General features: G+C 42.8%; 26 protein-coding genes and 1 tRNA gene. 21 read left to right on the top strand and 6 right to left on the bottom strand.

The window, feature by feature from the left end; all coding sequences use genetic code 11:
• Positions 1-52: 52 nt before the first annotated feature.
• Positions 53-442, top strand: coding sequence for a DNA-directed RNA polymerase subunit beta (locus EKM67_RS01040; protein WP_125576379.1), 390 nt, complete (start codon positions 53-55; stop codon positions 440-442).
• 115 nt (positions 443-557) lie between these two features.
• Positions 558-863 carry a hypothetical protein gene (locus EKM67_RS01035; protein WP_125576377.1) on the top strand — a complete coding sequence of 102 codons (306 nt, stop codon included), beginning with the start codon at positions 558-560 and terminating at the stop codon, positions 861-863.
• Between the two features lie 346 nt (positions 864-1209).
• Here the strand turns inward: EKM67_RS01035 and EKM67_RS01030 are convergent.
• Positions 1210-1282 (bottom strand) — tRNA-Lys (locus tag EKM67_RS01030).
• 396 nt (positions 1283-1678) lie between these two features.
• Here EKM67_RS01030 and EKM67_RS01025 point away from each other — a divergent pair.
• The 6 genes from EKM67_RS01025 to EKM67_RS01000 all read left to right on the top strand — a co-directional run bounded on the left by EKM67_RS01025 (position 1679) and on the right by EKM67_RS01000 (position 8634).
• A complete protein-coding gene (locus EKM67_RS01025; RefSeq protein WP_164506523.1) occupies positions 1679-2917 on the top strand; it encodes a PTS sugar transporter subunit IIC in 1239 nt (412 codons plus the stop codon).
• A complete protein-coding gene (locus EKM67_RS01020; RefSeq protein WP_125576373.1) occupies positions 2914-4881 on the top strand; it encodes an alpha-amylase family protein in 1968 nt (655 codons plus the stop codon). Before EKM67_RS01025 ends, EKM67_RS01020 begins: the two co-directional genes overlap by 4 nt.
• 42 nt (positions 4882-4923) lie before the next feature.
• The gene (locus EKM67_RS01015; RefSeq protein WP_125576372.1) at positions 4924-5694 is read left to right on the top strand and encodes a MurR/RpiR family transcriptional regulator; all 771 of its coding nucleotides are present in this window, start codon (positions 4924-4926) and stop codon (positions 5692-5694) included.
• A gap of 18 nt (positions 5695-5712) precedes the next feature.
• On the top strand, positions 5713-7080 hold the full coding sequence (locus EKM67_RS01010) for a glycoside hydrolase family 1 protein (protein WP_125576370.1): 1368 nt from the start codon (positions 5713-5715) through the stop codon (positions 7078-7080).
• Between the two features lie 268 nt (positions 7081-7348).
• Entirely contained in the window at positions 7349-8125 is a 777-nt protein-coding gene (locus EKM67_RS01005; protein ID WP_125576442.1) for a threonine/serine exporter family protein, read from the top strand.
• A 47-nt stretch (positions 8126-8172) separates the two neighbouring features.
• Entirely contained in the window at positions 8173-8634 is a 462-nt protein-coding gene (locus EKM67_RS01000) for a threonine/serine exporter family protein (RefSeq protein ID WP_125576368.1), read from the top strand.
• 230 nt (positions 8635-8864) lie between these two features.
• Here EKM67_RS01000 and EKM67_RS00995 read toward each other — a convergent pair whose 3' ends face one another.
• Complete coding sequence (locus EKM67_RS00995) at positions 8865-9746, bottom strand: LysR family transcriptional regulator (protein ID WP_125576366.1); 882 nt, start codon at positions 9744-9746, stop codon at positions 8865-8867.
• Positions 9747-9864: 118 nt separating this feature from the next.
• Between EKM67_RS00995 and EKM67_RS00990 the strand changes: the two genes are divergently transcribed.
• Both EKM67_RS00990 and lpdD read left to right on the top strand, forming a co-directional pair.
• Positions 9865-10434 carry a UbiX family flavin prenyltransferase gene (locus EKM67_RS00990; protein WP_125576364.1) on the top strand — a complete coding sequence of 190 codons (570 nt, stop codon included), beginning with the start codon at positions 9865-9867 and terminating at the stop codon, positions 10432-10434.
• A gap of 54 nt (positions 10435-10488) precedes the next feature.
• Complete coding sequence (gene lpdD, locus EKM67_RS00985; RefSeq protein WP_125576362.1) at positions 10489-10896, top strand: prenylated flavin chaperone LpdD; 408 nt, start codon at positions 10489-10491, stop codon at positions 10894-10896.
• 71 nt (positions 10897-10967) lie between these two features.
• Here lpdD and EKM67_RS00980 read toward each other — a convergent pair whose 3' ends face one another.
• Positions 10968-11381, bottom strand: a complete 414-nt coding sequence (locus EKM67_RS00980; protein WP_125576360.1) for an HIT family protein — start codon at positions 11379-11381, stop codon at positions 10968-10970.
• Positions 11382-11511: 130 nt separating this feature from the next.
• Between EKM67_RS00980 and EKM67_RS00975 the strand changes: the two genes are divergently transcribed.
• Positions 11512-12159 (top strand): hypothetical protein, encoded by a 648-nt coding sequence (locus EKM67_RS00975; RefSeq protein WP_125576358.1) that lies wholly within the window; start codon positions 11512-11514, stop codon positions 12157-12159.
• Positions 12160-12214: 55 nt separating this feature from the next.
• Here EKM67_RS00975 and EKM67_RS00970 read toward each other — a convergent pair whose 3' ends face one another.
• On the bottom strand, positions 12215-12526 hold the full coding sequence (locus EKM67_RS00970) for a DUF2316 family protein (protein ID WP_125576356.1): 312 nt from the start codon (positions 12524-12526) through the stop codon (positions 12215-12217).
• A 240-nt stretch (positions 12527-12766) separates the two neighbouring features.
• Positions 12767-13240, bottom strand: coding sequence for a MarR family winged helix-turn-helix transcriptional regulator (locus EKM67_RS00960; RefSeq protein ID WP_125576354.1), 474 nt, complete (start codon positions 13238-13240; stop codon positions 12767-12769).
• 246 nt (positions 13241-13486) lie between these two features.
• On the opposite strand from EKM67_RS00960, the gene EKM67_RS10725 reads away from it, so the two are divergent.
• The 3 genes from EKM67_RS10725 (at position 13487) to EKM67_RS00945 (ending at position 15644) form a co-directional block, all read left to right on the top strand.
• Positions 13487-14071 (top strand): hypothetical protein, encoded by a 585-nt coding sequence (locus EKM67_RS10725; protein ID WP_164506522.1) that lies wholly within the window; start codon positions 13487-13489, stop codon positions 14069-14071.
• A gap of 43 nt (positions 14072-14114) precedes the next feature.
• On the top strand, positions 14115-14873 hold the full coding sequence (locus EKM67_RS00950) for an SDR family NAD(P)-dependent oxidoreductase (protein WP_125576352.1): 759 nt from the start codon (positions 14115-14117) through the stop codon (positions 14871-14873).
• Positions 14874-15002: 129 nt separating this feature from the next.
• Complete coding sequence (locus tag EKM67_RS00945; protein ID WP_125576350.1) at positions 15003-15644, top strand: FMN-dependent NADH-azoreductase; 642 nt, start codon at positions 15003-15005, stop codon at positions 15642-15644.
• 102 nt (positions 15645-15746) lie between these two features.
• On the opposite strand, the gene EKM67_RS00940 is transcribed toward EKM67_RS00945, so the two are convergent.
• The gene (locus tag EKM67_RS00940; RefSeq protein ID WP_164506521.1) at positions 15747-16586 is read right to left on the bottom strand and encodes a TMEM175 family protein; all 840 of its coding nucleotides are present in this window, start codon (positions 16584-16586) and stop codon (positions 15747-15749) included.
• A gap of 150 nt (positions 16587-16736) precedes the next feature.
• On the opposite strand from EKM67_RS00940, the gene mazE reads away from it, so the two are divergent.
• From mazE to EKM67_RS00905, 7 genes are all read left to right on the top strand, one after another.
• Entirely contained in the window at positions 16737-16949 is a 213-nt protein-coding gene (mazE, locus tag EKM67_RS00935; protein WP_125576346.1) for a type II toxin-antitoxin system PemI/MazE family antitoxin, read from the top strand.
• The gene (locus EKM67_RS00930; protein WP_125576344.1) at positions 16949-17326 is read left to right on the top strand and encodes a type II toxin-antitoxin system PemK/MazF family toxin; all 378 of its coding nucleotides are present in this window, start codon (positions 16949-16951) and stop codon (positions 17324-17326) included. Before mazE ends, EKM67_RS00930 begins: the two co-directional genes overlap by 1 nt.
• 141 nt (positions 17327-17467) lie before the next feature.
• Positions 17468-19156, top strand: a complete 1689-nt coding sequence (locus tag EKM67_RS00925) for a glycoside hydrolase family 13 protein (RefSeq protein WP_125576342.1) — start codon at positions 17468-17470, stop codon at positions 19154-19156.
• 862 nt (positions 19157-20018) lie between these two features.
• The gene (locus tag EKM67_RS00920; RefSeq protein WP_125576340.1) at positions 20019-21509 is read left to right on the top strand and encodes an ABC transporter permease; all 1491 of its coding nucleotides are present in this window, start codon (positions 20019-20021) and stop codon (positions 21507-21509) included.
• A gap of 14 nt (positions 21510-21523) precedes the next feature.
• Positions 21524-22183: an ABC transporter ATP-binding protein gene (locus tag EKM67_RS00915; RefSeq protein ID WP_125576338.1), complete on the top strand. Its 660-nt coding sequence runs from the start codon at positions 21524-21526 to the stop codon at positions 22181-22183.
• Positions 22184-22427: 244 nt separating this feature from the next.
• Entirely contained in the window at positions 22428-22886 is a 459-nt protein-coding gene (locus tag EKM67_RS00910) for a LytTR family DNA-binding domain-containing protein (protein ID WP_125576336.1), read from the top strand.
• Positions 22883-23656 carry a LiaF transmembrane domain-containing protein gene (locus tag EKM67_RS00905; RefSeq protein ID WP_125576334.1) on the top strand — a complete coding sequence of 258 codons (774 nt, stop codon included), beginning with the start codon at positions 22883-22885 and terminating at the stop codon, positions 23654-23656. The genes EKM67_RS00910 and EKM67_RS00905 overlap by 4 nt, the downstream gene beginning before the upstream one ends.
• Positions 23657-23674: the final 18 nt, after the last annotated feature.

The following is a 23674-nucleotide window of genomic DNA, read 5'->3' as shown; positions in this document are numbered from 1 at the left end:
AAGAACACATGTTCGTATAACAGAATTAACTTAATAAAAGCTGGTGAATTTCATGGAACGAAACGTCCCGCGCGACCAATGGTTATACGATGATCGATGTATGGAGAAGTGGCAAGGTTGGATCTTAGCTGACCATTCAGAATTCTTGGAGTCAGAAGACAAGCGACGACAACCGAAGCGACCGAAACCTGAAATGACTAAAGATGAGATCAATCAGGTTCTAGAGCAAGCGTACGTCAAATCGCAAGTTGTCGAAGTACAGGAAAATACCGAATACAATGATCAGTATGAGAACTGCATTTCTGGTGCCATTGTTGGTTTTTCGATGGGTCAATTATATCTACAACATAATACTGGAAAAATTATGACGATAATCGTTGATGATTTACGCAATGCAGAAATGATCGACGCTGAAAAATGGTGGAAGCAACAAACTTATTAGGCAATGGAAACTGAGTGGCTATAGAACAGGCTGATTAATTATTTAAGCATCAAAGCAATATTTTATCGATGGTAATGGCCAGGACCCACTCACATATGTGGCTGGAGGGATATGAATGTTGAAAGAAACAAAGATATTCAGAGATTGCTATGAAAAGTTGATTGTGCAGATGGGAAACACGTCATACAAGATCGTTATTCTGCAAGATAATTATAATTCGGTAAGCACAGTCATGCTATGCTCAAAAGATGAATTAAAATCAGTTAATCAGGCTACTGTTTTATGCCACATTAGGTCACTTGATAAAATTTACCGGCAAATATTTTTGCAAGAAATTAGAGAATTCTGCACAATGCCAGTTTCTTACACTGAATTGGTGAATTTGTTTGAATTGAAAAGAGTAACTACTGCAACTAAATGATTTATGAAGAAATTACATCAATGCTCAAACGCCAAGGCTGATATTCAAGTAAGTTGCGAATATCAGCCTTGGCTTTTTTGCGTTCAACTTTAGAAAATCCGTAAATACATAACAAAAATATAGGAGAAACCAATGTGAAAACGAATTGATTTTATCACAAGCGCTTTGCTTATTGTTAGTAAGTAGGCGATTTTTAGGCGACAAGTACGTAAAAAAAGCTATTTTTTGGGTAATTTAAATAAATTATGACTAATGATAACGATAATTGAAATTAAATCAAAAACAAACAAAAAACCAGCAACCACGGCGTTTTAACGCTGCATGGTCACTGGTTAATATCAGTTAGTGGGTGGCCAGGGGATCGAACCCTGGACCCACGGATTAAGAGTCCGTTGCTCTGCCAGCTGAGCTAGCCACCCATATAATTCTGACGACTTAAATAGTTTAGCATAGGATTTGCGCTCCTGCAACCCTTTTGAGAGAAAAAACGCGCAATTCTGGCAGAAAATTGTTGCCAATCTTGTTGCATACGGATTTAGCTCATTCAGTTGTGGGGTCTTTATCTGATGTGTGCTTGTTCAACCAGCATTCCTATCGATTCGCGAGGATACTGGTTTTTGTTTTACAAAAGTGAGACGAAACAAACTGTACCAAATCTGGAACATCCACCAAGAACTACACCATTTTTCCAAAATAATGTAAGGGCATTCATTTGCTGAACAATGCGTGTTATAGTATATTTTGTGTGAAAGGTTTTTATTATTGGAACAATTAGTATACCAATCTTTTTGCTAACGATGGGGGAGTGGAGAAGAATGAAGATATTTTCTGTTGATCGTGCCTTAAAATTTGCTGGTAAAATCCAGCAAAATACTTACATTAAAGGAATATCCAGTGGGTTGGCTGCATTAATGCCGTTGATTATCGCCGGTGCTATGTTCACAATTATTGATGCTTTGGGTATTCCTGTATATCAGGAGTTTCTAGTCAACGTGGGCATCAAACCATATCTAAGATATCCTAACTTGGTTACAAATGGATTATTATCCATCTATGCTAGTTTTTCTATCAGTTATGTTCTGGCAAAAGAGCATAAAATCGACGGTTTTTCAACGGGAATTATTTCGGTGATGGCTTTTGTCTTGCTATTTCCGTTGACAACGACTGCGAAGGGTATTGACATGATTCCTTTGCACTATTTGGGTGCAGAGGGTATGTTTACGGCAATTATCGTCGCAATCTTGGTTGAACGGATCGTCTTTTTCCTGAACAAACATCAACTGATCATTAAGATGCCAGATGGTGTCCCTGACATGATCGTGAAATCTTTTGCGGCCTTGATTCCGGCGTTTGTGGTTATTTTTGTTTTTATGACGATCAAAATTATATTTGGTGCCACCGGCATGGAAACATTTCCAAATTTTGTGACGCAAATCATTCAGGCTCCAATCAGAAAGTTGGGTGGTAGTTGGATAGCCCTGGTCGTGATCATGCTGATTGTTAATTTATTGTGGTTCTTTGGGATTCATGGACATTTAGTTGCTTTAAGTGTCATGACGCCGGTTTATATGCAGATGGATCTAGAGAATTTGGGCGCTTATCAAGCTAATACGCCTTTACCAAATATTATTGGTGGTGCTTTTATCGGGATATATGCTTCGGGCGCGACCGTTCTGTTCGGTTTAGTTTTTTGGATGCTACGCGCACGGGCTAAACGATATAAGACTTTAGGCAAATTAGCGTTGGTTCCAATGTTGCTTGGGATTGGCGAGCCATTAGCGTTTGGTGTCCCCTATGTGATGAACTTTGTGCTATTTATTCCAGTTGTCTTCTGTGGTGCGATCAATAGTTTACTCGCCTATATCGCAACGGCAATGAATATTTTGCCGCGATTAAATGGTGTTAGCGCGCCATTGCCAATTGTTGGGAATGGATTCATGGCTGGCGGCTGGCGCGTGGCGGCGTTTCAAATATTCTTATGTGTTTTAAATGTTTTGATCTGGATGCCATTCTTTAAAAAATTGGATTCAATGGAAATGGAGGGTAAATTATGAGTTTACCAAATAGACAGATCCACTTAGATTTTCATACTGCAGAAATCGGTCGGCCACTGGGGGAGAAGTTCAACGGTGACGAGTTTGCTCAGACATTGCTGGCTGCTAAGGTCCAATCAATTACTTTGTTTGCCAAATGTCATCATGGTTTTGCCTATTATGAAACCAAACTAGGTAATCATCATCCTGACTTGAGTTTTGATTTGTTAGGTCAACAAATTGCGGCGTGTACCAAAGTTGGAATTGAAACACCGGTTTATTTATCGGTCGGCTATGATGATTTTATCAGTCAGCAACATCCTGAATGGTTACAGCGCGATGTTGCGGGGCGGATGATTTATAGTCGCGGTGTACCCGCCAGTTATCTAGAGCCAGGCTACAAACGCCTATGTTTGAACTCGCCTTATGTTGATTATTTACAGGAACAGGTTGCGGAAGTGCTGGCGATTTTTGGGGAACGGATTCCTGGATTGTTCTTTGATATTGTTCGCCAGGAACCTTGCTACTGTGAAAATTGTGTTCGGGATATGACACAACAGGGAATTAACTTACAAGACGAAAAAGCCGTTGCAGCCTTTGCGGATCAGGTGACGATCCGGTTCAAACACGAGCTGAGCGATTTTATTCGTGCTAGAAAAGCGGATAGTCATATTTTCTACAACGATGGCAGTATGGGACCGAATATTCATCAAAATTTCGACGACTATAGTCATTTTGAGGTGGAGGCATTAGCAAGCAGTCAGTGGGGTTACGGTTATTTCCCAGTTGTTGGTCGTTACGTTAAAAATCTCGGTAAAGAGTTCTTAGGCATGACATCCAAATTTCATATTGGTTGGTCAGATTTCGGGAGTTATAAAAACGAACCTGCGCTTGAATACGAAACGTTATTGTCGATGGCACATGGCGGCCAAGTTTCCGTTGGCGATCAACTTTATCCGGACGGTCAATTACAACCACACACTTATGAGCTAATTGGAAAAGTGTTCACTAAATTGGAAGCCGCACAACCGTATTGTGAGCACGTAACTGCGGTTGTAGACTTTGCGTTGCTATTTACCTCAACCGATGACAAAGGTCGCTTCACGGAAGAATTAGACGGTGCAGTGAGCCTCTTAAAGGAAAGCCACTATCTTTTTGATATCATTGATGGCACGATGGACTTTTCTAAATATCCGGTGCTGATCCTTGCAGATGTTGCGCGGCTCGATGACCAATTGATCGCAAAATTAAATGATTATATCGCGGCTGGTGGTCGGATTTTATGTTCTGGTGAAGCGCCGGTCCAAAATAAGCAGTTTGTATTTGATCACTTTCCGGCACGCTTGTTACACGGGCCGATTTTCCAAATGGATTATCTGAAATTACCCGATGAATCTTTTGAACATATTATGTACTTAGGTGGCAATCAGATCGAACCCACTGATGATGCTCAAGTGCTGGCTCAGCAATATGGGTCACTGTTTAACCGCACCTATGAGCATTATTATGGGCACGTGCAGGCTCCGATCGATTGGACGCGTTCGACAGCTGGTGTGGTTCGAAATGAACACTTTGTTTATTTCACGCACCGAATATTCAGTCTTTACTATGCGGTCGCGGCGAAATTCTATAAGGATCTTGTGGTCAGTGTACTCGATCAACTCTTGCCGCGGAAAACAGTTGTGACTAATTTGCCCAGTACAGCAGAAGTGATCTTGAATCAGCAAGCTGTAAAACGGCGTTATATCGCTCACATATTTCATTATATTCCCCAGCATCGCGGCCACTTTGGCAAGGGAATCGATGTTGTCGAAGAGGCTTCATCTTTGACTGACACGACGCTGCAGTTTAAATTAGAACAAACACCTAAAAAAGTTTATCGTGCCTCAACACAACAGGAAATCCCATTTGATTACAAAAATGGTCAGCTGAATGTCCAAATTGATCAAATGAATGGTCACGAGATGGTGGTCATCGATTATTAAATCGATAGAATTAACTGCATTTTCACCGAGGAGGGCTAAAGCATGAATTTTGAGAATTTAAATACCGATGATTTTTCTAGTACGGATTCGGCGATTTATCATTACTTGATGAGTAATTATGCGAATGCGGCGTCAATGAGAGTCAGAGAAATCGCCACGGCTTCTCATACGTCGGCTTCTTCAGTCATGCGGTTCATTCGCAAGCTTGGCTTTAATAGTTATCCAGAATTTATTGGCTTTTTAAAGCAATCTATTCATCAACCACCCGCTGAAAATGAACTGGATTTTCGTGAACAAGTTGTTGAATCCTTGCAGGCTGATCAGTTCTCAATGAATTTGCAAGAAAATTTGATGGTCTTGGCGGATAAAATTATCAATTCCGATCAAATCGTTTTTATCGGTATCGGGATTTCGGGAATCATGTGTGAATATGCGGCGAGACGATTGGCGACGCTAGGAATCAATAGCTTCGCAGTCACCGATCCTTATTATCCTTTGGCGTTACGCTTGCACAATACGACCGATAATTTATTGATCACGATTTCTAATTCTGGGCAAACGCCGGACTTATTGGAAATGATGGCCTATTATCAACCGCTCCAAGATTTCCAAATGGTGACGATCACCGGTAATGGCGAATCGTCGCTGGCCAAAATGAGTCACTTAGTATTGTCGCATCAATATACCAAGCCGCGGAAATATGGCTTCTACGATAATAGTACGCAAATTCCGACGATGTTTATTATTGAAAGTCTGTTGCGCATTCTTGAGAAATATCCAGAGGTCAGTGGGATGGATTCAGCTGATTTCTGATCTAAGGGAGGAATCGTTTTGGGAAAAGTGCCGAGTGATTTTTTATGGGGTAGTGCAACTAGTGCCTATCAAGTTGAGGGGGCTAGTTTAACCGATGGCAAGGGGCCTTCCGTGCAGGATACGAAAAAGTTGCCCGCAAACACGACTGATTTCAAAGTTGCTAGTGATCACTATCATCATTTCAAGGAAGATATCGCCTTATTTCAAGAATTGGGATTGAAGGCGTATCGATTTTCGATTGCGTGGAGTCGCATTCTACCCACTGGACAGGGTGAGGTGAATCCTGCGGGGTTGGCGTTTTATGATGAGCTGATCAACGCCTGTATCCAGGCGGGGATCGAACCGATCGTCACGATGTATCATTTCGATCTGCCGGATGCTTTGGAGCAGGCTGGTGGTTGGGCCAATCGCGCAACGATCGATGCGTTTGTGGCCTATTGTCAAATTCTGTTCGATCATTTCGGTGATCGCGTGCAGTATTGGTTGACGATCAATGAGCAGAATATGATGGTGCTGGCGAATGAATCGGTTCTGTCTGGCCGCAAGAGTGTGCAGCAAAGTTTCCAGGAGAACCATCACATGTTACTGGCGCAGGCTAAGGTGATCAAGTTATATCATGAGCTAGATTATGCTGGTAAAATTGGCCCGGCACCGAATATTGCTTATGCTTATCCAGCATCTAGTGCGCCGGAGGATATTTTGGCGGCGCAATGGTTCAATAGTATTCGTAACTGGCTGTTTTTGGACGTGCCTGTCTATGGGCGCTACGATCCTCAAGCAATGAGTCTGCTGCAAGCCATGCAGGTTGCGCCAGAGTTTGCGAGTGGCGATGCTGAAATTTTAGCCGCCGGTATTTGTGACATTATTGCGTTCAACTACTATAATTCGAATACGGTTGCGGCGAATATGCCGGAAAAAGGACAGGCGCAAACGCCGACCGCAGATTTTTCAGTGCCCTATTTTTTCAAGTCAGTTAGCAATCCGCACCTGGCTAAAACCGAATTTGGTTGGGAGATCGATCCAATTGGCTTCCGCATCACATTGCATGAATTATATAATCGGTACCACAAACCGTTATTGATCACTGAAAATGGCATTGGTGGTCGCGATGAATTGGCAGCTGATGGTAAAATTCATGACGATTATCGTATTCAATATCTGTCTGCACACATTCAAGAAATGACCCAGGCAATTCATGAGGGCGTTGATGTGATCGGCTATTGTTCGTGGAGCGCACTTGATGTGGTTTCGACGCACGAAGGGATGCGCAAACGTTACGGACTGATCTACGTCAACCGGACGGACACGGAATTGCGCGATCTGAAACGATATCCTAAAGATAGTTTCTATTGGTATCAAGGCGTGATTCGCAACGGCGGTGTTTAAAAATGAATGCAAAAAGCTCAGTCGTATTTTTCGACTGAGCTTTTTGCATTTGAGTGCGATTTTATTGAAGGAATCAAATGACATAATCTCTGAAATCTGGATCCTGATAATTGGCTTGCCATTTCGTGTTGGTCAGACGTTAATTTTAACCGGAACCGGTGCGAATTCAGTGGCCAGAAATATTCGTTCAGAAACGCTTGTCGCGGGCTGTCTGTTTAGCGTATGATGTGAGGTATATTGAAGCTTGCAGATAGGAACAATGAGTAAAATGACGGAAGAAATTACAGTATTGCCACTCAGAATCGATTTAGTAATTGATGCTTGTTTGTTGGCCGGTCGCATCATGATCGAGAGTGGTTCTGAAATGTATCGGGTTGAAGATACGATCACTCACATTGCGCACAATGCCGGCGTTGAGAATAGTGTTGTCTACACCACGCCAACGGGTTTATTTTTTGGGATCAAGGGTGAAACCGTGTCGGAGTTGCGACAAGTCAATCAACGGACCATCAATCTCGAAAAAGTTCAGCGCGTCAATACCTTGTCGCGGCAATTTGCGGAGAAAAAAATCGACCTCGAACAATTACATGATGCCTTAGAAAAAACCGACCGTGATACGCCGTTCTTTCCATTTTGGTTACAAGTTATTTCAGCTATGGTGGTCAGCGCGACGCTGATGATTTTGTTTTCGGGTGTTTACGACTGGAATGATCTCGTGATCACCGGAATTATTGGTGGCGCGGGTTATATTGCCAATTATTATGTCAATAAATGGACGCGGGTCAAATTTTTGAGTGAGTTTGTGGCGTCATTGACCGTTGGTTTGTTGGCGTATGCGGCGACGAGAATTAATCTAGGGCAAAGTATGAATAATATTCTGATCGGCGCGATCATGCCGCTGGTTCCCGGCGTGCCATTGACTAATTCGATCCGCGACATGTTTGCCGGACATTTATTAACGGGAACGGTGCGGGCAATCGAAGCGGTATTGACCGCCTGTGCCATCGGAACCGGAATCGGACTTGTCTTTCGATTTTTCTTTTAAAAATTAACTTGCGTGCGATTTCATCGTGTTTGAAGGGCTGAAATGATATGAATATCTGGCTACAATTACTGATTCAAACTTTATTTAGTTATTTGGCGACGATGGCATTTGCCATTTGTATTAATATTCCGCGGCGGGCGCTGAATGCTTGCGGACTTTGCGGAACGGCTGGTTGGCTGGCCTATTGGTGCTTATATCAGATCGGCAGTGGCCGCATGGTTGCCAATGTCGCGGGGTCATTAGTCTTGGGGATCATGGGACTTTATTTTGCTCGCACGAAAAAAATGCCGGCAATTTTATTTAACATTCCCGGAATTGTGCCACTGGTTCCTGGAGCGACTGCCTATCAAGCCGTTTATGAAATGGTGCTCGGCAGCGTCGACAAGGCCATCATGTATACGTTCCGCGTGCTGCTCGTCGCTGGTGCAATTGCGGTCGGGTTCATGTTAACGTCATTATTGAGTGAGATCGCCACATATTTACGTACGAAAAGAAGTCGGTCGTTGTAAGGCTAGTATGCATTTAAATTTTGTGCTATACTGAATCCATGCGATGAGTCGTATACCCCGTAATAGGGGATGAGTGGCATATCTTCTGCGTTTACGCAGCTCACCGGATTTGTGAGTTGATATGTGTAGGTCTAGTTGTGGAGCGAAGCCTACTTACTTAGCAATAAGTAACACGAGAGAAAAGTCGAGACAATTAATTTTGCCTCGACTTTTTTTGCGCCTTTTTTAAATTAGCTGGAAAGATGCGTGAGTAAATAATGTTTCAAACGTTGTGCTGCCGGTTGTGGCACGCCATTGGGTAAAACAATCTTGAGATCACTGTGATAGGATTCTGCGAGTTCGAGAATGCGAATGTGTTCGTTCAAAAACGGTGTGACCGTTCTGCGGTAGAGCAAGGAAACTTGTTGCGCCTCGCGAACGATGTCGACGACGGTTTCGATGTGAGTGCTGACGAAGCGAATATTGGGCGTGAATCCAGCCTGCTGACAAAGCTGGAGCACCGAACTTTGCACGCCGGAATCTTCGGGCAACAAGACAAATTCGGCGTCGCGTAATTCATCGAGGTGAATCGGTCGATCGGGAAATTTGCGGTCGGCGGGGACAACGGCGACGAGATCGTCAGAGGTGATCAAACTTTGTTGCTTGAAAGTTGCCAGACCCTCGCCATCACGAACGATCGCCATGTCGGCCCGATTGTTTTTGAGTCGATCCAACACGACATCGTTTTCACCTTCATAGAGTTGCAGTTCGATTTGCGGATAATCGGTCATGAATTCTGCCAAAATCGGTGTGATCTCATACTGCGAAATAACGGGGATCGCGGCGATTTTGAGCGTGCCGCGCTCTAAATTCTGGAACTCGCCAACAATGCGTAGTAACATTTGTTGCTGAGTTAAAATCGTGGCCGCGTATTGATAAATCTGTTCGCCAGCGGGTGTTAATTTGATTCGGCGCCGGTTTTCGCGGTCGATCAACTGAATGTCTAGTTCTTTTTCGAGATTGATAATTTGTTTGGAGAGCGCGGATTGGGTGATGTTTAGAAAAACTGCGGCTTGCGAGAAACTTTTTTCTTCCGCGACTTGTCGAAATGCGGCCAATTGATCGAAGTTCATGAGTAACCTCTATTCTTGTTTGTTATTCCTTAGTGGCATAATAACACATTCTGATTGAATTGTATCTCAATTCAGCCGTCGCTATAATGGAAATATCAGTCAAGTAGAGGGGACCGTTATGAAAAAAATTATTGTCGGTATCACTGGCGCGTCAGGCACGACTTATGCAATTTCGTTATTAAAAGCACTGCACGAATTACCCGATGTTGAAACGCATTTGGTCATGAGCAAGTGGGCCGTCAAAAATTTAGAGTTGGAAACCGAGCTCTCATTATCCGAGGTCAAAGCATTGGCCGACTACACCTATAATATCAACGATCAGGGCGCTGCCATCGCGTCTGGCTCGTTCTTGAACGCAGGCATGGTAATTGTCCCCGCCAGCATGAAAACCGTCGCAGGGATCGCCTATGGCTTCGCAGACAACTTGATCGGCCGCGCCGCCGACGTTTGCTTGAAAGAACAACGCAAACTGATCATCGTTCCCCGCGAATCGCCGCTAAGCACGATCCACTTAGAAAACTTGTTGAAATTATCGAAGATGGGCGTTCAAATCGTCCCACCAATTCCAGCCTTTTACAATCAACCAAAAACAATTGAAGATTTAGTCAACCACAACACCATGAAGTTGCTCGATTCACTAGGTGTTAATAATGATCTCAGCCCAAGATGGCAAGGAGATCAAAAATAAGCGTCCGAAAAGCCATGAATGAAATTGAGCGCGTTTCAATTTGGAGGGATGATCATGAAACAATTTATTGCCAACGCAGCTGGGTACCAAATCACAGCTGAACTTAACCGCGCTAGTCAGGATGTTGCGATATTTTTAACAGGTGGTGATGTGCCTCATTACGGCGTTACAACGGTGCTGACCGCAACGCAAGCGCCTGAATCATACCGCTTTGCTAGCCGACCTGGTCATCATCACGAGGAATATGTGCTGACCGAACGTTTAGGCAAGTTGATTCAGCCAGCGTTGCAAGGCAACTGCACGATCATCGGCGGCGTCCACGTAAATAATATTTCTCGCGAACAAATGAAGGCTGCCTACACCATGGTCAACCAACTTGGCGCGGAAATTAAACAGTGGTTGCTAGAAAATCCCGTCGACAAACCAGTTGAAATGTTTGCCCAGGGTTCTCATCAAGCGTGATATATTCAAACAGTCCAAAATAAAAAAGACCTTGAAAAAGGTCTTTTTGTGTTTCAATTCATAAATTAAATTTAGCCTTCTAAATGTTTCGCCGCTCGTAAATGTTCGTCGGTTTTATCACCGGGCAGTAATTCGTGCGTGGGAATATTGCGGAAGGGATCTTGGTGGCGATAGCGCGGGATCAAGTGGATGTGGCAATGCATGATTGCCTGCCCACCAGCCGGTTCGATATTCACATCGAGATTATAACCATCGGGCTGAAACTTGTCGTCGACTAATTTCTTTGCGTCCAGAATCAGCCGATACATATCGTCCATCACGTTTTTAGGCACATCAAAAAATGTCGGATAGTGATCTTTGCAGATAATCAGCACGTGGCCTTTGGAAACAGGATGCGTGTCGAATAACAAGCCCGCGTGTTCGTTTTCAATTACATAATGCTGATTCTCGGGTTGACAAAAAATACAATTCGGATCGCGCAACATAAATAGACCTCACAATTGAGTCACAAGTTAAATTAAGTTTAGCTTGAAAACGTGATAAATACCAGTCCTGGTTTCCCAACCAAATCATTTTCAGTTATAATAGTTCTATATTAACGAGGTGGGGGAACTGATGTCTAAGATCGATGAAGTCATATTTCAAGCAAGCTTAACCGCAAACGGTGAGTTGAAGATGATGCAGAGTCCAGCAGCGACGCCCGAAGTAATGGTTGCGGTTGTCGGCGCGATTTTGAAAAATTTAACACCGAAACTGACGCAACAACAGAGTGAACATTTATTTAACCAACTTTTACTCGATTTATCTGGTCAAGAAGACTTTGATGAAGACGATGACACGGCACTGTGGTTCAGATTTCGCGCCAAGGATCTGACCAATAATCAGCAGACAATATTCACATTCAACGCCGATGAAATTGTGTCAGTGTCGGCGATTGACGGCCTGATCAAAGTTGAGTTGAACCACCAGAACAGCTACGTATTCTTCATGTCGAATTCGTTGAGTGATTATAAAATTACGGAACTTTCGCGTGCTGAGGCGAAGAAAGAATTGATTGCACGTGGCGCGCGTTATCAGGTCTATGAATATCATGATAATCGCGTCTTTTTTGATAATTTACTCGATTTTGCGGTCCAGACCGATATTCTGACTGAGAATTATTCAAATCAGTCGAGTCCAACTCAGCTAGCCTCGGCCAAAAAAACGATAGATGATCCGACACATCCGGATAATATTATTAAATTTCGTCGTCCACAGAAATAAAAAAAGATTCCAGCCCTGCATTTTTGCAGAGCTGGAATCTTTTTTTAAACGTCATTTAATTATCTCCGGCTGTGAGCTCGCGTTGATCGATGGCGCGGCTGTTTAAGAACCAATATTGATGCCAGTCACCAACTAAAGCAGTGAAAGCAACTGGTTCCTGACCGTTTTCCTTGACCTTTTTAATCAGGTAATTACGGAGGATCCAGGGATCATCTAGTGAACTCTGCGTCAGCGTGAACAGTCTTTCTAACTTGGTCAAGCTGATATGCAGATCGGTTGCGACTTGTGCTTTAGTTAAGCCGGTGCGGATGAAGTTCTCGTGTAATTCATTGATGGTATTTTTAACTTGTTGTGGATTTAATGACATGTTTTTAACTCCTTTAAAGAATTTGTTGGTCGATATCATAATTTGTCCATGAACGCCAAACGCTGATCCGTGAAATCTTGCATGACTTCTGGTGTTGGCAGTGAGGTGCGCATATAATTTAACATCTCTGCACTTAAATTTGGCGCGGCGGATTTGCCGACGAGTTAATTGATAGCTTGCGCGGTTTTAGCCGATTCGTAGTGCTCCTCAACCGTAATAATTTTTATAGTGCGCACACCTTCACTTTTTAAATAATGCGGTATTGGCATCTAGATTAATGATGCCGGCCTTGAGCATCAGGCGGATGCTTTCGCTAAGGTGGGTGTTCAACTCGACTTGTTCTGTGGTGGAGAGGGTTTGAACATGTGTCTGGATGCGATCTTGAATCAATTGCATGTGCTCAGTCATAACCACGTGACCTTTATCGGTTCCGTAAACATTGACCATCCGCCGATTAGTATCGTTATGTTGGCGCTGCACTAAGTCACTTTCCTCTAGTTTAGAAATAAGCCGCGTCAATTGAGCGCGTGCAATTCCGGTGCTGGTGGATAACTGGCTCATGCTGACGCCGGGATTTTGGTAAACCTTTTTAAGTGTCATCGCTTGTAGTCGAGTGAGTCCGAACTCAGCCAATGACCGATTTTGCGTGATTGCTTGGCTTAGGACGATCAACATCTGTCCCAATGATTGCGTGTGATTAATTTTACCTGCCATTTAGTATAGCCACTCCTAGAAAAACCGTTTTTAATTTGCGATTTGTTAATCGTTGATATATATCAATTATGAGTATAAAGTTGATTTATGTCAAATATAAAACATTTTTAAAAGCGTCAAAACTAGCTTGAAGCTACCTGGCTCGGATAAATCGGAGACGGTTGCTAAATTCATGCAGGGCATTAACGGCTGGTTTAAAACTAATGGTGAAAATTAATCAACATTTAGAAATGGAAGCGCAAGATCATGAATGATTTTGAAGAAATTAGTCAATTGGTCTTAAAGGAACGAATGTATCGTGGGCGTCACGTTAAGGAACTGGCCGATTGCTATTTTTCTGATGCGACTGTGAGAACGAGTTGGCAAAATGGCCCGGTATCGACTTTTCTAGGTAAACAATCTGTTGAAGTTGATAATAGTCTGCCGATCGTGGGTCGCTTCGGCACACCGATCGTCCATCAAAACGGAACACGTGCTTACGTTGAGCTTTCTTCAACGACGAATCGCTGGCAATTGGTCAATGGCGTAGAAGCCGTCTTGGAATCATACATGCGTTTGATCTATCGCGCTGAAAAACGGAATGGTGAATGGAAAATTGTCGATTTAACTTCGATCGATGAAAGCGATAAGTTGGAGCCGGCGATTTCTGGTCAAGATCTTAAGATCAAGCCGGAAGATGTGGCCAATCTACGCCGCAGTTATCGCTTCTTGGCCTACGTTCGTCTAAATGCAGGCGGTGAAATCAGTCAGGACCTATTAGGGACTGATCGCGCTCAAGATGAAAACACATTATATGAGAATTCCGAAAAATGGCTGCATGAAAATGATTAGTCATTGCTAGCGGCTGACTAACACATCATCTGGGAGGCAAATTATGACAGAATCAAAGCAAGTGATCACGTTGATTACTGGTGCCGATAAGGGTATTGGTTTTGAGACGGCCAAAGAACTTGATCAAAAAGGACAACATATTCTCGTGGGTGCTCGTGATCAACAGCGTGGCGAAAAAGCCGTTGAAAAGCTCGAAGCAGCAGGCGTACAAGCGACATTCATCCAACTAGATGTGACGAATAAAGCACAAATTGCCGCAGCTGCCGAAAAAATTAAAGCCGATTATGGCTACTTAAGTATTCTGATCAATAATGCGGGCATCGCGATGGGACAACATCAACCTGCTTCAGAAATGAGCACCGAGACCATGCGTCAAGAGTTCGACGTTAATTTCTTCGGCTTAGTTGATGTTACGCAGGCGATGATCCCCTTGTTAAAAGCCGGTCAGCCCGCCAAAATTATCAACGTTTCTAGCAATATGGGTTCATTAGGCTTGGCTACTGATCCGAACTCACGCTTTTACAACGTCAGTTCATTAGGTTATCAGGCTTCGAAAGCTTCGGTAGATTTTGCCACGATTCTCCTCAGCAAGGAATTAATCACTGAGGGTATCACGGTCAACTCGGTTAATCCAGGTTGGACGGCGACTAACTTCGGTGGCCGCTCAAGTGAATCGATCAAACCGGCGGGCATGCAAGATGTTGCGATGGGTGCTGCGCAGATCGTCAAAATGGCCAGTTTACCATTGGCTGATCCCCAAACAGGGACGTTTACGGAGAATGAAGGAACCTTGCCTTGGTAATATCGCGCGATGTTTCTTGTTTGTGTGCGGTCCGCAACAAGTTATAATTAAATCAATAGCTTTTCGCAGCTATTGACCGATCGATTTGAAAAAATATATAAAGGGGTAGTTCCCGGAAAGGATCCATTAATGAGTAAAGTTTTGGTTATTACCGCACATCCCAAGAGTGCTCAATTTTCTAACAGTCTCACTTTGAAGCAACATTTTCTAGACGCATATCGTCGTGCCAATCCAGATGATGAGATTGTCGAAAGAAATTTAGCCGTGATCCCGCAGTTTCCATTCGACGAAGTTGCGCTATCGATTTATCATAAAGCGATTCGAAAAGCGGAGCTAACTGCAGAAGAACAAGAATTTGTAACTGCTCGGCAGGTTTGGGTCGATGAATTTGTGACCAGCGACAAATATGTCTTTGTTAATCCGATGTATAATCTATTTTTACCGGCAGAATTGAAATCTTATCTAGATGTTGTCATGCAAGTTCATATCACGTTCTATTACAATGAGTTTGGTGCGCCGACGGGTTTACTTAAAGATAAAAAAGCACTGCATTTGCAGTCGGCGGGTGGCTTTTATGCCAACGAACCCGGCCAACCAGATCTACGCCAATTAAATATTGGGGATACTTATCTTAAAACGATTCTGGCGACGATGGGCGTGACTGATTATCAAGCGTTATTCGTTGAAGGAATGGATCACGAGCCCCAGAATGCAACGAAGATTCAAGAGGCAGCTTTTGCCAAAGCCGATCAATTAGGACTCACCTTCTAATTGAATTTCCTTGATAAAAAATGCAAATCCCTTAATATTTTAGGGGATTTGCATTTTTTTCGTGTATTTAAAATGAGAGGGGCACTTTGTAGCGGTCAGCAGTTACCGGACTTGACGATTGATTCGCTGACGGTGACCGGCGAACCATTTGGTCAGATCTTCTTCCGAAATATTAAATTCTGTCTGCGCTTGCTGAACCAGTTGTTGCCAGGCCTGTTGCTGATCAGGTGTATTTAAGGCAGAACGATTACGATTTTTGACAAGATAACTACGAATCATTTTTCCAAAGCGGATCTTGTCACTGTCCGGCATTGCTAGGAAACGTTGGCGCCCATCTGCGGGTAGGGCGTTCATGTCATTGATCTCTTCGCGTTCTTGGCTGTTAAGCAGGAAAGAACAAATTGGAATAGCGATGTATAAGATCATGGCGACTTTAGGAATGAAGTAACCTAGCACGATCAATCCGATAATAATGACGTAAAGATAACGACTACTCTTGCGCCCATAGATCGATTTATAAATTCGGCTAAAATCTTCATCCGATTGATATTTTTGCCGTAAGATACCATGAGCCAAGAATTGGAAATAGCCGATTAGAATTAAGTAGAGTAAACCATACAACATGACGGTTGGCCGAATTGGATCGGTACTCATCAAGCGCGTAAAGGTTGGCATCAATGATAATAGCATCAGGAAAATCAAATCGCGCACCACATCTTGATTGGTGATCGTGTCGACTTCATCGAACACTAAAGCGTGTTGATACCACATGTTGGCAACGAAACAAAAACTGACGGCATAAATACCAATAGACAGAAATAATTGTCGAAAGTTAACAGTTCCATTCACAACTTTGATCGGTAATTCTAGGACGATGATCGTAATAATAATGGCAATGATCGCATCGCTAAATGCATCGAGTCTTTTTTTAAGTTTTGGCAAGATTGAACCCCCAAGTGTAATTAATGACGTGTTTATCATAACAGATTTTATTGCGAAAATTAATCGTGAGGTACTTGGATCTGAAGCTTAAAAAATTGCACAAGTAATTACTCGGTGTTACTCTTTGATTATCGAAAGGGTTGATCGAATATGAAAGCGAGAAAACAGGGTAATACCTTAGTGTTAAGTATCCCAACGAAATTAAATGTGGTGGAAGGGACAGAGTACATGGTGATGAAAGAGTCTGATGGCAGCTTGGTATTTACGCCAAAAAGAAAAAATATCTTCAAGGGTGGTAACAAAGATTTACGTCCTGAAACAGATTATTTATCCGGCAGTTCTACGGATAGAGAGGACGTTTAATGAATCCATATCATTTTCACGGCTATACACCGCATCAACGTGATTTGGTGTCTGTTAATTTTGACCCATCCGTTGGTCGTGAGATTCGGAAGAGACGGCCGGCGTTAGTCATTAGTGCGACAACATTCAATGCACAAACCGGATATGTGGCGATTTGTCCGATCACAAGTACAATACGAAATTCACCGGGTTTTATTGATCTGCACGCACATCAGTTATCAGGCCAAATTGTGGCGCTCCAGTTTCGGACGATCGATTTTATATCCGCACAGCGTGAAATCCAATATATCGAACAAGCGAGTGCGGCGGATTTCATGAAAGTGGCGCAGGTAATCCACGATAGCTTGGGTTTTGATGAAGTAATTAGTAACTTGTAAGCGCAACAAGTCATTTCAGTAGACGAAAAATGGCAAAAAAATGAGAGCGATTAATTTTATTATCAAAAAAATGCATCTCTTGCTTGCAAACCGCGTGAAATTCAACTAATCTTAAGTTAATTAATAGTTGGAGGTATCATGATGAAAAAGCATTGGTGGCAAGAGGCTGTTGTCTATCAAGTCTACCCCCGGAGTTTTCAAGATACGAATCGTGATGGGATCGGCGACTTGCAAGGTGTGATCAAGCATCTTGATTATATTAAAACGTTAGGCGTTGATGTGATCTGGTTAAATCCAATCTATCAATCACCAAATGATGATAATGGTTACGACATTTCGGACTATCAGAAGATTATGGGCGACTTTGGAACGATGGCTGATTTCGAAGAGTTATTGGACAAGGCGCATCATCGTGGCTTGAAGATCATGATGGACTTAGTGGTCAATCATACATCTGATGAGCACCGTTGGTTTGCTGAGAGTCGGAAGAGTCGGGATAATAAATATCGAGACTACTATATTTGGCATGATCCGGTTGACGGACACGAACCAAATGACTGGCAGTCTTCTTTCAGTGGCCCAGCTTGGCAGCTAGATGAGGCAACTGGACAATATTATTTGCATCTATTTTCTAAGAAACAGCCTGACTTAAACTGGACGAATCCAGATATGCGTACTTCGATTTATAAAATGATGACTTGGTGGTTAGACAAGGGTGTCGATGGTTTCCGCATGGATGTCATCAACATGATTTCTAAGCCGATCGATCTTGAAGCAGGTGGTCAGGTTCCCAATGGCCCATATGTTCATCAGTATCTGCAAGAAATGAACCGCGAAGTCATGGCAAAATATAGCGACGTTATAACGGTTGGTGAAACACCAGATGTCCAACCTTATGATGCTGTCAACTATGCCGGATTTGATCGTAAAGAACTCGATATGGTTTTTCAATTCGAACATATGGGTGTCGATCAAGATCCTGAATTAGGTAAGTGGCGGCCAAAAGCCTTTAAACTTTCTGAATTGAAGAAAATCATGAGTAAGTGGCAAGTTGAATTACATGGTAAGGCTTGGAATTCACTTTATTGGAATAATCACGATCAACCACGTGTTGTTTCTCGTTTTGGGAATGATACGACTGAAGAATATCGCGTCTTGTCTGCAAAGATGTTAGCTGCAACACTGCACTTCATGCAAGGCACACCTTATATTTATCAAGGTGAAGAACTCGGAATGACCAATGATTATGATTTCAATTCTATTTCTGATTATCGCGATATTGAAGCAGTCAATGCTTATCGCGAACTGGTTGAGGAGAAGCACGTATTAAGTAATCAGGAATTTATCGAAGCCGCTCATAAGATGTCTCGTGATAATGCACGGACACCGATGCAGTGGGATGATTCGATCAATGCTGGTTTTACTGATGAGGGTGTTGATCCATGGATCGCGGTTAATTCGAATTATCAGACTGTTAATGCAGAGAAATCTTTGGAAGATGTCAATTCAATTTATTATTTCTATCAACGTATTAATGGGTTGCGTCATCAATTCCCAGTGATCGTTTATGGTAATTATTCATTGTTACTGCCAAATGATGAACGTATTTGGGCGTACAAGCGTAGTGATACTAAGCAGACATTGTTAGTAGTCAGCAATTTTAGCGCCGACACCGTAACTTGTGACTTACCTGAATTGGGCAAGATCCATGATACGTTAATTTCGAATTATAAGGATGATCAAGGGACGACGATCCGCCCTTATGAAACGAAAGCCTATATCTATCAGAACAGAAGTGTTGATCAACAACGCTCGGTATTTGAAGTTTAATTAGAATGCACATCATAAAAATCCACCGCCTAATGCATATTTAACTTAGGTGGTGGATTTTTTAGTCCAGACAATATTTACAACGCAAAAACCCACCAGCGGGCAACTGGTGGGTTTTCAGTATATATAGGGTTTTGTAGAGGAGGTCTCTACATCATTCTTGTCTTTGGAGGAGTAAGAATGAAAATGAAAAAGTTGGGGTCATTACTATGGGCTAGCCGCCAAGGAGGGGTAATTCCTTTTTGGCTATGAGTACAATATAACTGATAAATGTGAAGAAAGTTTGACGAAAGCCTTAAGCAAATCAAAATCAGACCAACGACCGATATAACGTTACAACTTTTTGAGTATTTACTGATTTGGGTGATTTTTCGAATTGATCAGCTGCATTTGTGTGGATGATTATCGGTTAATCCCGGCAAAACGCGATGAAGACACAAAAAATTCATTTTAATTACCTGAAAAGCACAAATGTGAGACATCAATTTGTCGCTTTTTTTGTTTATCGTTAGTAACGTTAACAAATGACGCATAGGTGGTGGCAGAAAATATTGACACTCAAACGAAATGGACAGACTTAAATATGGCGTTGGCTTTTTAACACAACATAATCGTGCTCGATCTGACTGTCTGCTATGAATAAGTTAGAAACAACTGAATTCAAAAACCGAATTAAGTTGTTTCTGAACTTATTCTACGCAGCCAACCGTCAGCTCTCACAACATAAACGTGTTCGCATCACTGAAATCACTGTCTAAGTGACAATAACTTAAATCTTAAGACCAAGATTTTAGTTATTGTCGACTTAGCCATTGATTTCAACCCGTGATGGCTCACAACTTATTTTATTAGGAGGTATTCTATGAATTTTTTCAAACGTGCTTGGCTTAATTTAATTGCCAAGAAAGGTCGTACAATTTTGTTGATCTTGGTGACTTCTGCCATTCTTTTATTTGTATTAGCGGGGTTGTTGATCCGCAATGCGGCGGATGCGGCGACTAGTAACGCTAAGAAGAGTGTCGGGGCGACTTTGACGTTGTCGGCTAATCGCGATGCGGCTTTCAAAAGTATGCGTAAATCTTCAAGAAGCGATTCGACGAGCAAACCAACGAAGCCTTCATTATCATTGACACCGGTCAAGTTGGCGGATGTTAAGCAAATTGCTAGTTTATCAAATGTTAAAAATTACAATTTGACGGCTTCCACATCTGTCAATGCGTCTAGCTTCGACGCCATTTCCACGTCGACTTCATCTTCTGTTTCTGCAGATCAGGGTGGACCTGGCGGCAGTGACAGTAAGATGACATCTAGCCAAGGCGATATTGCCGTTACCGGTGTTTCGACGACGGCCTTGACAACTAATTTTACTTCTGGTGGTTACAAAATCACTAAGGGTCGTGGGATCAAAGCGTCGGATGCAAACTCTAATAATATTATCGTCGAATCTGAATTGGCGAAGCAAGAAAGCCTCAGTGTTGGCGATACGGTTACCGTTAAATCTGTTTCTGGCAGCAAGTCTTACAAGTTGAAGATCGTCGGTATTTACAAGGCGCCTTCAACAAGTGGCTCAACACAAATGGGTCCTGGCGCAACGGATCCATCGAATACAGTTTACAGTTCTTATACACTCGCAAATACGATCAAAGGTACCAAATATAAGAACACGGCTGACTCTGTCACTTTTAACGTGAGTGATCCTGCGAAAGTTAATTCGGTTAAAAAAGCCGGAACGAAATTGATCAGCACGTCGAAATATTCACTTTCTGCTAACGATGCGAGTTATCAGAGTGTTAAAGCTTCAATGACGAATATTAAATCATTCGCCGATAAAATTGTTTGGTTAGTGGCGATTGCTGGGACAATCATCCTGGCCTTGATTATCATCTTAATGATCCGCGAACGCCGCTACGAAATTGGTGTTTTACTTTCATTAGGTGAATCTCGTGCTAAAATTATCGCCCAATTCTTCGTTGAGATGTTCTTAGTTCTGATCGTCGCGATGGGAATTGCTGGTGCTGGCGGTACATTCGTTGGTAATAAGTTAGGTGAACAGCTTGTTTCTCAACAAACGTCTTCAACGGCAACGACAGTTCAATCGACGAGCAATGGCCCTAGTGGTCAGATGGGTGGCGGTGGCCAAGCACCAAGTGGCAACGCTCCGAGCGGTTCAACTGGTCGCGGTGGCGCTAGCTTCATGGATAGTAGCACGGACAAGACCGAGCTCGATGTTCAAGTCACGCCGACGAATCTCGCTGAATTAGGTGGCTTTGGATTAGCAATCATCTTTGTGTCCATCACACTAGCTTCGGTCGGAATTCTACGCCTATCACCTAGAAAAGTACTCATTGACTAAGGAGGTCATTAAATATGCTCGAACTTAAAAATATCGGTTATTGGTATGACATCCAGGACAATAGCCTCTTCGAAGACGTCAATTTAAAATTTGAAACCGGTCAGTCTTATGCGATCGTTGGTCAAAGCGGTTCTGGGAAAACAACACTTTTATCATTGATTTCTGGATTGGACAAACCGAAAGCCGGCGAGATCATTCTTGACGGTCAGTCGCTCAGTCACATTGGCTTGACCAAATATCGCCAAAAACACGTCTCTATCGTCTTCCAATCGTATAACCTACTCACTTATATGTCGCCACTGAATAATCTCCTGACGGCCATGGCAGTGACCAAATCCAGCCATGAAGGTGATAAGAATTACGCGCGAGGCATGTTGCAAAAACTCGGACTGACAGATGAGCAAATGACCAAAAACGTTCAGCGTTTATCTGGTGGCCAGCAACAGCGTGTCGCCATCGCCCGCACCATGTGTTGTGATGCGAAACTCGTTGTTGCCGACGAACCGACTGGTAACTTGGATGAAGACAACACGCAAGAAGTGATCCAACTCTTCCAAAAAATTGCTCACGAACAAGATCGCTGCGTGATTATCGTTACTCACGAACCAGATGTTGCCGCGGTATGTGATCATTCATATCGATTGGCTCATCATGAATTCGCGTTAGAAAAATAAGTAAACTCAAACTCAGCTCCTTAGCAGGCTACACACTTGCTAAGGGGCTGAGTTTTTTGTTGTCACTGATCCTAAAGTATCTTTGGTTAACCACTTGCGCGCCAATTTTAACCGCTTATGCGAAAAGCATAGCGCTCTTCGAGTAAATGTAGTGTAATAATGACAAGCCACAGGAACAGTGCATGTCTCGACGTGCTAAATCGATTCATGCGGTGGATATTATTCAGGAAAGGAGCGATGGCAAATGAAAGTTCGGGTTGAAATCGATGAACACTTGCAGCAACCAGAAGTGGTCATTCGCACGGCCGGCGATGATCCCAACATCGAAAAAATCAAACAACTTTTAGCCAACACGCCTCTGAGTAATGAAACTTTGTCTGGCTTCAAAAATTCGACCGAGTATTTTCTCAAGCCGGAGTCGATCCTGTTCATTGAGACAGAGAATCGGCAGTTACAAATTCATACGGCTGACGATATTTATACTAGTAAAGAGCGACTTTACGAAATCGCCACGAAATTACCGGCTTATTTTATGCAGGTGGCCAAATCGACGATCGTGAATTTAAATCAGATCAATGCGTTGAACAAATCGATTTCTAACTGTTTGATTTCTTTCTACGATTCGCATAAGGAAGTTTATGCATCGCGTCGTTATTACAAGCAATTACAAGAGCGTTTAAATGAAATGAGGTTATTAAAATGAATACGAAAACAAAATGGGGACACTGGTTCTGGGGATTATTTTTCTTAGCCTGTGCGGTGATCTTAGTCGCTAGTAAAATGGGCTGGTTCAGTTATCACTTGAGCTTTTGGACGCTAGTTTTCACCTTTGTATTAGCTGCGGCGGCAGTCAAAAGTTTAGCCGAGTGGAGTTTCACCGGCGCGATTTTCAGCCTGGCATTTATGAGCATGTTGTATGCCAAACCGTTGGGGATTACCAGCTTGGTTCCTTGGACAGTCTTAGGCGTGGCGTTGTTATTGAGCATCGGCCTATCGTTGGTTTTTCAACCGTTGAAACGCAAGCATCATCGTCACCACGCACATATTATTTATAACAGCGATAAAGGCCCTGGCCACCACAATATCATTATTGGTCGAGACGATGACGCGGATGATTCCAGTGAAAACACGACGACCGATCACGAATCGACCGTCGAAGTTAATGTCAGAATGGGTAGCGCCGTTCGCTATATTCAATCAGAAAATTTCCAGCAGGCCGTTATTAACATGACCGTCGGTGAAGTCAAAGTTTATTTCGACGGTGCTAAAATTGTTGGCGATCACGCCGCAATTGAAGTCAATGGCAATGTTGGTCAGATTGATCTTTATATTCCCGAAGCCTGGGATATTCAGGAACAACTAGATTCGTTTATTGTCGACATCAGTGAAAATGGCCACTCATCCAAAACTGGACCCAAAGTATATCTAGTCGGCAATTTGAAGGTAGGAGAGTTGACCATACATTATATTTAAGTTGAGTTGTGAGCCATC

This window comes from Lapidilactobacillus mulanensis, assembly GCF_003946215.1.
GTDB classification, from domain to species: domain Bacteria; phylum Bacillota; class Bacilli; order Lactobacillales; family Lactobacillaceae; genus Lapidilactobacillus; species Lapidilactobacillus mulanensis.
Note: the sequence above shows the minus strand (reverse complement) of the source record. Positions and strands in the feature narration are given on the sequence as shown.

What these genes read in the sequence shown, in the direction of transcription:
- EKM67_RS00995 (WP_125576366.1), bottom strand. Translation starts at nt 9,746, where the DNA reads ATGAACTTCGATCAATTGGCCGCATTTCGACAAGTCGCGGAAGAAAAA.
- EKM67_RS00915 (WP_125576338.1), top strand. Translation starts at nt 21,524, where the DNA reads ATGCTCGAACTTAAAAATATCGGTTATTGGTATGACATCCAGGACAAT.
- EKM67_RS01035 (WP_125576377.1), top strand. Translation starts at nt 558, where the DNA reads ATGTTGAAAGAAACAAAGATATTCAGAGATTGCTATGAAAAGTTGATT.
- EKM67_RS00910 (WP_125576336.1), top strand. Translation starts at nt 22,428, where the DNA reads ATGAAAGTTCGGGTTGAAATCGATGAACACTTGCAGCAACCAGAAGTG.
- EKM67_RS00945 (WP_125576350.1), top strand. Translation starts at nt 15,003, where the DNA reads ATGAGTAAAGTTTTGGTTATTACCGCACATCCCAAGAGTGCTCAATTT.
- EKM67_RS01000 (WP_125576368.1), top strand. Translation starts at nt 8,173, where the DNA reads ATGAATATCTGGCTACAATTACTGATTCAAACTTTATTTAGTTATTTG.
- EKM67_RS00920 (WP_125576340.1), top strand. Translation starts at nt 20,019, where the DNA reads ATGAATTTTTTCAAACGTGCTTGGCTTAATTTAATTGCCAAGAAAGGT.
- EKM67_RS00960 (WP_125576354.1), bottom strand. Translation starts at nt 13,240, where the DNA reads ATGGCAGGTAAAATTAATCACACGCAATCATTGGGACAGATGTTGATC.
- mazE (WP_125576346.1), top strand. Translation starts at nt 16,737, where the DNA reads ATGAAAGCGAGAAAACAGGGTAATACCTTAGTGTTAAGTATCCCAACG.
- EKM67_RS10725 (WP_164506522.1), top strand. Translation starts at nt 13,487, where the DNA reads ATGAATGATTTTGAAGAAATTAGTCAATTGGTCTTAAAGGAACGAATG.
- EKM67_RS00925 (WP_125576342.1), top strand. Translation starts at nt 17,468, where the DNA reads ATGAAAAAGCATTGGTGGCAAGAGGCTGTTGTCTATCAAGTCTACCCC.
- EKM67_RS01015 (WP_125576372.1), top strand. Translation starts at nt 4,924, where the DNA reads ATGAATTTTGAGAATTTAAATACCGATGATTTTTCTAGTACGGATTCG.
- EKM67_RS00950 (WP_125576352.1), top strand. Translation starts at nt 14,115, where the DNA reads ATGACAGAATCAAAGCAAGTGATCACGTTGATTACTGGTGCCGATAAG.
- EKM67_RS01020 (WP_125576373.1), top strand. Translation starts at nt 2,914, where the DNA reads ATGAGTTTACCAAATAGACAGATCCACTTAGATTTTCATACTGCAGAA.
- EKM67_RS00905 (WP_125576334.1), top strand. Translation starts at nt 22,883, where the DNA reads ATGAATACGAAAACAAAATGGGGACACTGGTTCTGGGGATTATTTTTC.
- EKM67_RS01005 (WP_125576442.1), top strand. Translation starts at nt 7,349, where the DNA reads ATGACGGAAGAAATTACAGTATTGCCACTCAGAATCGATTTAGTAATT.
- EKM67_RS00990 (WP_125576364.1), top strand. Translation starts at nt 9,865, where the DNA reads ATGAAAAAAATTATTGTCGGTATCACTGGCGCGTCAGGCACGACTTAT.
- EKM67_RS00980 (WP_125576360.1), bottom strand. Translation starts at nt 11,381, where the DNA reads ATGTTGCGCGATCCGAATTGTATTTTTTGTCAACCCGAGAATCAGCAT.
- EKM67_RS01040 (WP_125576379.1), top strand. Translation starts at nt 53, where the DNA reads ATGGAACGAAACGTCCCGCGCGACCAATGGTTATACGATGATCGATGT.
- EKM67_RS00975 (WP_125576358.1), top strand. Translation starts at nt 11,512, where the DNA reads ATGTCTAAGATCGATGAAGTCATATTTCAAGCAAGCTTAACCGCAAAC.
- EKM67_RS00930 (WP_125576344.1), top strand. Translation starts at nt 16,949, where the DNA reads ATGAATCCATATCATTTTCACGGCTATACACCGCATCAACGTGATTTG.
- lpdD (WP_125576362.1), top strand. Translation starts at nt 10,489, where the DNA reads ATGAAACAATTTATTGCCAACGCAGCTGGGTACCAAATCACAGCTGAA.
- EKM67_RS00970 (WP_125576356.1), bottom strand. Translation starts at nt 12,526, where the DNA reads ATGTCATTAAATCCACAACAAGTTAAAAATACCATCAATGAATTACAC.
- EKM67_RS01025 (WP_164506523.1), top strand. Translation starts at nt 1,679, where the DNA reads ATGAAGATATTTTCTGTTGATCGTGCCTTAAAATTTGCTGGTAAAATC.